Raw genomic sequence first — 7,404 nt, 5'->3', positions numbered from 1 at the left:
AGCGGAACAATTATGAACACAAGCTGATGCTGTAGATTAGACTGCAAAGTGTATGAAAACTGTACTCTCTTACCAAAAGTACAGCCTGCTCGCTCATTACCTCAAAGTTAAGCGGGACTTAAGGTCTGGGGAGTGTGGATTCAAAGCCCACTTCCCATGTATTCTTCAAACGGCTCACAATGCCAGTTTATAACAAGGCCCTTCAGTAGTGAATGAATCAGCAAACATTCAGCTCAGATGTTTCATCTTCTCTAAAAATTGACTTAATCATTTTTAATCACTATTTTTCAAATAGATAATTATTGATTTTTTATCTCTATAGGAAAGGAAATATGGCTCAGTCAGAGACGAAAGTACTTACTGCACATGTGCCTCTGCCCTTGGCAGAGAAGGTAGAACAATTGGCCCAGAAGCTGGAGAGGTCCCGGGGGTGGATCATCAAACAAGCTCTTTCAGCCTGGATTGATCAGGAAGAAGAACGAGACCGTCTAACCCGGGAAGCATTGGCAGATGTTGATAGTAATGCTGTGATTGATCATCAAGCCGTTCAGGAGTGGGCTGACAGCCTTGATTCTGAAAACCCTCTGCCAGTGCCACGCTGATGGAAATAAAATGGACGAGTAGAGCTTTATCCGACTTGTCTCGCTTGTATGAATTTCTAGTCATTGTGAATCAACCTGCGGCAGCCAAGACCGTTCAATCTTTAACGGCAGCACCAACGTCTCTACTGCCTAGCCCAAGACTGGGAGAAAGGCTGGAAACATTTGACCCAAGAGAGGTCAGAAAAATACTGGTGGGCCAATATGAAATGCGCTACGAGATTCTAAACTCGACGATCTATATCCTGAGACTCTGGCATACCCGTGAAGACCGGTGAGCAGACTACAAGACGCCGAAAAACCTTACTGGAACAGCTAAACCTTTCAACTCACGATACTGAGATACCTTTCCAAAGCTTCTTTTTGAGTATTAATCACCAGTTGAATAAAGTCCTGATACTGATTCGTGGTGTGAGCTTTATCAAGAGCCTCGTAGTAAGCCAGCCTGTTCTCTGTTTTGATGATCACTGGAAGATAACCACTGGCCATCAAGTCAAAATTCATTAACAATCTTGCCGTACGGCCATTGCCATCAACAAAGGGATGAACGCCTACAAAATCAACATGCAGCCTTGCAGCCCGTTCAACAGGATGATTCGTCTGCTTTTGATACCACTCAACCAAAGCGGCCATTTTAGTGGGTAAGTGCAAATGATCTGGAGGCGTATGAATGGCCCCGGCAATCATCACATTTTCTTGGCGATAGCGCCCGGCATTGGTATCATCAATATTCTTCAAAACCAATTGATGAATGGACTTGATCAGACGTTCACTAAATGGTTCCTGTCTGGCAACTACAGATTCTACCCATTCAATGGCTTCTTTGTGGTTGATGGCCTCAAAGTGCTCTCTGATCGACTTCCCTCCCACCGTAATACCTTCAAGTACCACCTTGGTTTCTTTGAGGGTCAGAGTGTTGCCTTCAATGGCATTGGAGTGGTAGGTCCACTCCAAAACCAGGGACTCATGCAAAGAGTTAACACTGTGAACGGGCAGAGGGCGCAGTGCATCCAATTGCTCTTTAAGCTGGTCAATAGTTTCAAACATGAATGTATAAAACCCAATATTTCTGCCTGATTCTTCATTATATGGGAAGCGCACCCTCAGGAAAACGCGGATCAAAGCCTATAGCAAAAAAAACATCTATACCCATTGTATTTTTTACATTCATTTTGCGTCTTCAACTAAGCAGCATCGACTTACTATCTTCTGCTTTCTCAGAGGGCTTCGAACTCAAAGGCATATACTCCCAACACCCATCAACCAATAAACACCGATGCCGAACCCCAACCACATCAGGATCACCCAATTCATAACCCGCATCGCCGGGATAAAGCATCACCAGTTGTTCATCCGCAAAATTGGCTTTGGGTAAAAACTCCCACGGTTTTTTATCTTGAAAATGTCGTATGGCTTCAGCCACGTTTGTGAAAGGTTGTAGCCCATGGAAGGTCACCAGGGTGGGCGGCATCATTTCTATGTCTTTGTTTGCTTGCCTGGCGATGGCTTCTGCTGGCGTTACCCAGTCGGAATCGACTATTTCCCCACCATCTACGATGACATCACTGGAGTTTGCCGGAGCCAGGAAAAAGTGGGTATCGAAACGCTTCGGCGCGGTTTCTGGTGTGATCCAGCGGGATATATAGACCAAGTCATCCGGGTTGATGGTCAATGCCGCTTCTTCCTGGGTTTCTCTGGCGGCTGCATTTTTTAATGTTTGCTGTTCTGAATCAGCCTGATCCTGCTCTTCTACCGAGCCACCGGGAAATACCCAGAACCCTCCCAGAAAGTTCGCCCGACTGTTTTTACGCATGATCAGGGTTTCAAGACCTTTGGGTCCATCCCGCAGGATGACGACAGTGGCTGCCAGTCTGGCAGGTATGGGAGGCTGGGCATTGCTCATACTTTCAACATCCTGATTATTTTTATTCTTAATGAGAGCATTTAACCGCAAATCGGCTCGGGTTACACGACAATCAATAATGAGAGTCCATTTCACGCCTGCATCAGTTTATGTTATTTTCCCCCAACCCTGGTGGTAAGTAATAACCAACCAGCGGAGAGCCCTTAACACCTGATCATGCTTCGATCAGAAAAGCATTTTTCGGAGTGAACATCACACAGGGATTGATACAGTGGCCGAAGTCCAGCGGTTAATTTTCCAGGAGCGTGGGCGAGAATAGATAGGTCGGCCTAAAATCCAGAAAGAGCGGCCCATTTTTCCGATAAATTTGATTGAATAGGCCCACTATTCGCACAAATCTATCGAAAAAATGGACTCGTTCTACTGAATTTTAATCTCGACCGCTATTCTCGCCCACGCTCCTAGTTCATCTGGACGCTTTAAAGCAACAACCTTAACTGTACCCTGTTCGAATCTGACAGAAAGGACTCACCAGCATTAACGATCCGGGCAAACCCTGTGACCTTTTCACGTCACAGTAGCAGCCGTTAAAGGCATCCAAGCCCCATAACCAAGTCTGGTGACAGGTTTTCCAATGACCATACAAGAAAAACTACCCAACACAATGACGTCAGCAAGCACCCTGTCGTCTGAGGTATCTGAACAACCCACCAGACCCTTGAACATCTGTCTGCTGGGCTATCGCAGCCACCCATTCGTGGGCGGTCAGGGTATTTACCTCAAGTATCTGAGTAAGGCTCTGGTAGAAGCAGGCCATAAAGTGGATGTTATTTCCGGCCCTCCCTACCCGGATCTCGATCCCAGGGTTGGCCTGATTGAAATCCCCAGCCTGGATCTGTTCAGCGTCGAAAGTCATGTGACCGCCCTGAGACCAAGACACCTGAAATCCTGGTCTAACTTCTTTGAATGGTGGGCCATGCTCACCGGTGGTTTTGCTGAACCCTATACTTTTACTCGTCGTGTCGTGAAGTATTTGCGCAAAAACGGCCATGACTACGACATTATTCATGACAACCAGAGTCTCGGTTACGGTCTTCTTGACCTACAAAAACAAGGCATTCCTGTTGTCGCTACTGTGCATCACCCCATAACTCGTGACAGACAACTGGCTCTGGACGCAGCGCCAGACTGGAAGCTCCGTCTGCTGACCCGCCGCTGGTATTCTTTTCTGGGCATGCAAGGCAAAGTGGTTCGAGGACTGAAGCATATTGTCACCGTTTCGGAACAGTCACGCGGTGACATTGCTGAAGCTTTCGATCGTTCAGCTGACGACATCAGTCTGATATACAACGGCATTGATACCGAGACGTTCAGCCCTCAGCCTCATATTGAGCGCAAGCCATTCAGAATCATGACCACCGCTTCTGCAGACCAGCCTCTGAAAGGTTTGAAATACCTTCTGGAAGCCATGGCTTTACTCAAGCCTGACTACCCCGAGCTGGAGCTTCTGGTGGTAGGCAAGCTGAAGGAAGGCGGACAGACTGAGCAGCAGCTTGAACAGCTGAACCTGGGATCAGCCGTAAAGTTTGTGTCCGGTATTTCCACTGAAAAAATGGTGGAACATTACTCTGAAGCCGCTATTGCTGTATCACCTTCGCTCTATGAAGGTTTTGGCCTGCCTGCCGGTGAAGCCATGTCCTGTGGTTGTGCAGTGATTTCTTCAGACGGTGGAGCCCTGCCAGAAGTAGTGGGTGATGCAGGCCTGATCGTTAAAGCAGGCAGCAGTGAAGCGCTGGCACAAGCTTTGCAAACACTGCTGGAAGATCCCAAAAAACGGATCGAATACGGCCAACGGGGCCGAGATAGAATTCTGGCGACCTTCTGCTGGAAGGTAGCCGCCAGACAGTTCAGTCAGTATTACCTGAACCTGCTGGATGCTGAACAAGCGTCGGTTGAGTTAAAAGACACAGTGGATGCCGATGCTGATCTTAACCAGACAGCCCTGAGCCAACAGACTACATCTGTCAGTGGATGATGCCCGAGGATAAGTGAGACAAGATGCAAACCATAGATTTTAATCGTCTGAAGTTACGCAATGGCGATAAAGTGCTGGACGTGGGTTGTGGTGAGGGCCGTCATTCCATTGCTGCCTGGCTGGAAGCCAAAGTTGATGTAACAGGTATAGATCTGTGCGAAAACGACCTGCAAACAGCCCGCGACAGACAGCAGGATTCTGTTCAATTTCTTCAAGAGTCAGAAGATGGTCGCAGTATTCGTTTTATCCAGGGCAACGCCCTGGAGCTGCCTTTCGAAGACAACACCTTTGATAAGATTATCTGTTCCGAGGTGCTGGAACATATTCCCGATTACCAGGGCGTACTGGCCGAAATCAAGCGAGTACTAAAGCCCGACGGTTTACTGGCTGTCAGTGTACCCAGAGCCTGGCCAGAAGAGATCTGCTGGCGACTCAGCAAGGCTTATCATGAGGTTGAGGGCGGCCATATCCGCATCTTTAACTCCACTCACCTTCGTCATGACATTGAAGCCCTTGGCTGGCGTCGTTATTCACGACACTGGGCTCATGCCCTGCACTCCCCCTACTGGTGGTTGAAGTGCTGGAAATGGGAGCAGCCCTCCAAACTGGTTGATCAGTATCACAAGCTGCTGGTGTGGGACCTGATGGAAAAGCCCAAAGTAACTCGTATTACTGAAAAGCTGCTCGACCCGGTCTTTGGAAAAAGTGTGGTGATGTATTTCGAATGGGAGCCAGGCGAAGGACAATCCAACTCTACGAACAAGGAGGTCTGTCATGGATAGCCTGTTACTGACCAAAGGCATATTCCCAAGAGATTTTCTCAATAAGACGGCAGACTACATTCTCTCTGTTCAACTGGATGATGGCAGCATTCCCTGGTTTACCGGCGGTAAACTGGATCCCTGGGATCATACCGAAGCCGCCATGGGGCTGAGTATCATCGGCCACTATCCTGAAGCTGAAAAAGCTTATGACTGGCTGCGACAGGAACAGCTGGAAGATGGTAGCTGGTACGCTAACTATCAGGACGGTAAGCCTCTCTACAGTGACAAGCGAGAAACTAATTTTGTCGCCTATGTGGCTACAGGTGTCTGGCATCACTACCTGATCACCAAGAATACAGAGTTTCTTGAGTTGAACTGGCCAATGGTCGAGCGCGCCATCCAATTTGTACTCAAACAACAATCACCAACCGGTGAAATTTACTGGGCGGTTATGGAAGGTGGTCAACCTGAGAAAGACGCGCTGATTACGGGCTGCTCTTCGGTTCTGAAAAGCCTGGAATGTGCCATTCTGATTGCTGAAGCTCTGAACAAGAACGTTGAGCGCTGGCATGAGTCCTGGCAACAACTGGGACAGGCCCTGAAATATCACCCTGAAAACTTTGACCGCACCTGGGAAAGCAAAGACCGTTTTTCCATGGACTGGTTTTATCCGATTCTGGCTGGTGTCTTCCGTGGTCAGGAAGCCCGTGACCGCATCCAGAAGCTCTGGGACAAGTTCGTTCGCAAAGATATGGGCTGTGTCTGTGTCAGTGATCAGCCCTGGGTCACTATTGCTGAATCCTGCGAGCTAACCATGGCCCTGCTGGCTGCAGGTGAAAAGAAGAAAGCCACTCAGTTGTACAGCTGGCTTCACAATTGGCGAGACAGTGATGGCGGATACTGGACCGGTTATCAATATGTTGAAGACGTCATCTGGCCAGAAGAGAAAACCGCCTGGACAGCCGGTGCTATTTTGCTGGCCGCTGATGCATTGACCGAACATACCGCTGCTTCGCACCTGTTTGTGGAATCCAGTCTGGAGATAAGACCTGAAGTAGAGCTGCCAGACACTGAAGAGGCGATAGGAGCCTGACCGAGAATAGCGCCCGAGCATAAAGCTCAGTAGAGCGAGTCAGGTTTTTCACTTAATTTGTGCAAATAGTGGACCTATTTAATCAAATTTAGTGGACAAAATTGCCTGGAGCTATTTTGGACAGCCTTCAGGCTGCCCTTTAGGGTGAGCACCACGACGGTGCTCATCTAAAGATGGCCGCTCTTTCTGAGCTTTAGGCTGGGCTATCTATTTTCGGTCAGGCTCCTAGCAGTCAACAATTAACGGCGGCGGAACAATCCCAGAGTGTTGACCGTGGGCAGCTCTTCAAACAGTCCGGAAGCTTTTGCTAACTTCCAGATATTGTAAGGTGCCTGCCCACCATCTTGGGGATTGGGGAAAATGTCGTGTATTGCCAGAATACCCCCGGGCTTGATAAAGCTGACCCAGCTGCGAAAATCAGTTTGGGCGGCTTCTTCACTGTGACCACCGTCAATAAATACCATTCCCAAAGGAGTGGCCCAATGACGGGATGCTACAGCGGAAGGGGCAACAATCGGGACAACTGTATCGTCCAGTCTGGCTTCACGCAGAGTGGTTCGGAAAGCTTTGAAGCTATCCATCAGCTGGATACTGCCATCGTAGAGATCACCGTCATGATACTCTTCTCCCAGCTGGTGTTCTTCTGAACCCCGGTGATGATCAACGGCATACAGCACGCTGCTATTTTGCTGGCAGGCAACACCCAGATAGACTGTAGACTTGCCACAGTAACTGCCAATTTCCAGACAGGGACCCAGCTGGCTGGCTTCCAGAGCGAACTGGTAAAGCGCTTCACCCTCATCCGGTGCCAGAAAGCCTTTAACAGAATCGATATTGAGTGGCAGTTGTACAGGCATAATTCGTTTTTTCATTTTATAAGTCAGAAGTAGCTCAGTCACTTGACTGGCTCTAAGTACCTAGGAGCCTGTCGGACTTAAGACTATTTCGGCCTGAATTCCAGAAAGAACGGCCCAATTATTCGATGAATTCGATTAAATAGGTCAACTATTCTCACGAATCCATCGAATAATTCGACTCGTTCTACTGAA

General features: G+C 48.4%; 8 protein-coding genes. 5 read left to right on the top strand and 3 right to left on the bottom strand.

From position 1 onward, the window contains the following. Nucleotides 1-332 precede the first annotated feature (332 nt). Together ACR2PX_RS20615 and ACR2PX_RS20610 are read left to right on the top strand one after the other, a co-directional pair. Nucleotides 333-602 carry a CopG family ribbon-helix-helix protein gene (locus ACR2PX_RS20615; RefSeq protein ID WP_434001241.1) on the top strand — a complete coding sequence of 90 codons (270 nt, stop codon included), beginning with the start codon at nucleotides 333-335 and terminating at the stop codon, nucleotides 600-602. Further along, nucleotides 602-877 (top strand): type II toxin-antitoxin system RelE/ParE family toxin, encoded by a 276-nt coding sequence (locus tag ACR2PX_RS20610; protein WP_434001240.1) that lies wholly within the window; start codon nucleotides 602-604, stop codon nucleotides 875-877. The genes ACR2PX_RS20615 and ACR2PX_RS20610 overlap by 1 nt, the downstream gene beginning before the upstream one ends. Nucleotides 878-923: 46 nt before the next feature. Here the strand turns inward: ACR2PX_RS20610 and ACR2PX_RS20605 are convergent, their stop codons facing one another. Both ACR2PX_RS20605 and ACR2PX_RS20600 read right to left on the bottom strand, forming a co-directional pair. Beyond that, nucleotides 924-1,646, bottom strand: a complete 723-nt coding sequence (locus ACR2PX_RS20605; protein ID WP_434001239.1) for a Fic family protein — start codon at nucleotides 1,644-1,646, stop codon at nucleotides 924-926. A 133-nt stretch (nucleotides 1,647-1,779) separates the two neighbouring features. Next, nucleotides 1,780-2,502 carry an NUDIX hydrolase gene (locus tag ACR2PX_RS20600; RefSeq protein WP_434001238.1) on the bottom strand — a complete coding sequence of 241 codons (723 nt, stop codon included), beginning with the start codon at nucleotides 2,500-2,502 and terminating at the stop codon, nucleotides 1,780-1,782. Between the two features lie 595 nt (nucleotides 2,503-3,097). Here ACR2PX_RS20600 and ACR2PX_RS20595 point away from each other — a divergent pair. Genes ACR2PX_RS20595 through ACR2PX_RS20585 form a run of 3 tightly spaced genes read left to right on the top strand, consistent with a single transcriptional unit; the run spans nucleotide 3,098 to nucleotide 6,355 of the window. Next, nucleotides 3,098-4,498 carry a glycosyltransferase family 4 protein gene (locus ACR2PX_RS20595; protein WP_434001237.1) on the top strand — a complete coding sequence of 467 codons (1,401 nt, stop codon included), beginning with the start codon at nucleotides 3,098-3,100 and terminating at the stop codon, nucleotides 4,496-4,498. A 23-nt stretch (nucleotides 4,499-4,521) separates the two neighbouring features. Then, on the top strand, nucleotides 4,522-5,280 hold the full coding sequence (locus ACR2PX_RS20590; RefSeq protein ID WP_434001236.1) for a class I SAM-dependent methyltransferase: 759 nt from the start codon (nucleotides 4,522-4,524) through the stop codon (nucleotides 5,278-5,280). Further along, complete coding sequence (locus ACR2PX_RS20585) at nucleotides 5,273-6,355, top strand: hypothetical protein (RefSeq protein ID WP_434001235.1); 1,083 nt, start codon at nucleotides 5,273-5,275, stop codon at nucleotides 6,353-6,355. Before ACR2PX_RS20590 ends, ACR2PX_RS20585 begins: the two co-directional genes overlap by 8 nt. Nucleotides 6,356-6,594: 239 nt before the next feature. Here the strand turns inward: ACR2PX_RS20585 and ACR2PX_RS20580 are convergent, their stop codons facing one another. Next, nucleotides 6,595-7,212, bottom strand: a complete 618-nt coding sequence (locus ACR2PX_RS20580) for a class I SAM-dependent methyltransferase (RefSeq protein WP_434001234.1) — start codon at nucleotides 7,210-7,212, stop codon at nucleotides 6,595-6,597. Between the last annotated feature and the right edge of the window lie 192 nt (nucleotides 7,213-7,404).

Source organism: Endozoicomonas sp., from assembly GCF_051008435.1.
Lineage (GTDB): Bacteria > Pseudomonadota > Gammaproteobacteria > Pseudomonadales > Endozoicomonadaceae > Endozoicomonas_A.
This window is presented reverse-complemented; position numbering and strand designations above follow the sequence as displayed.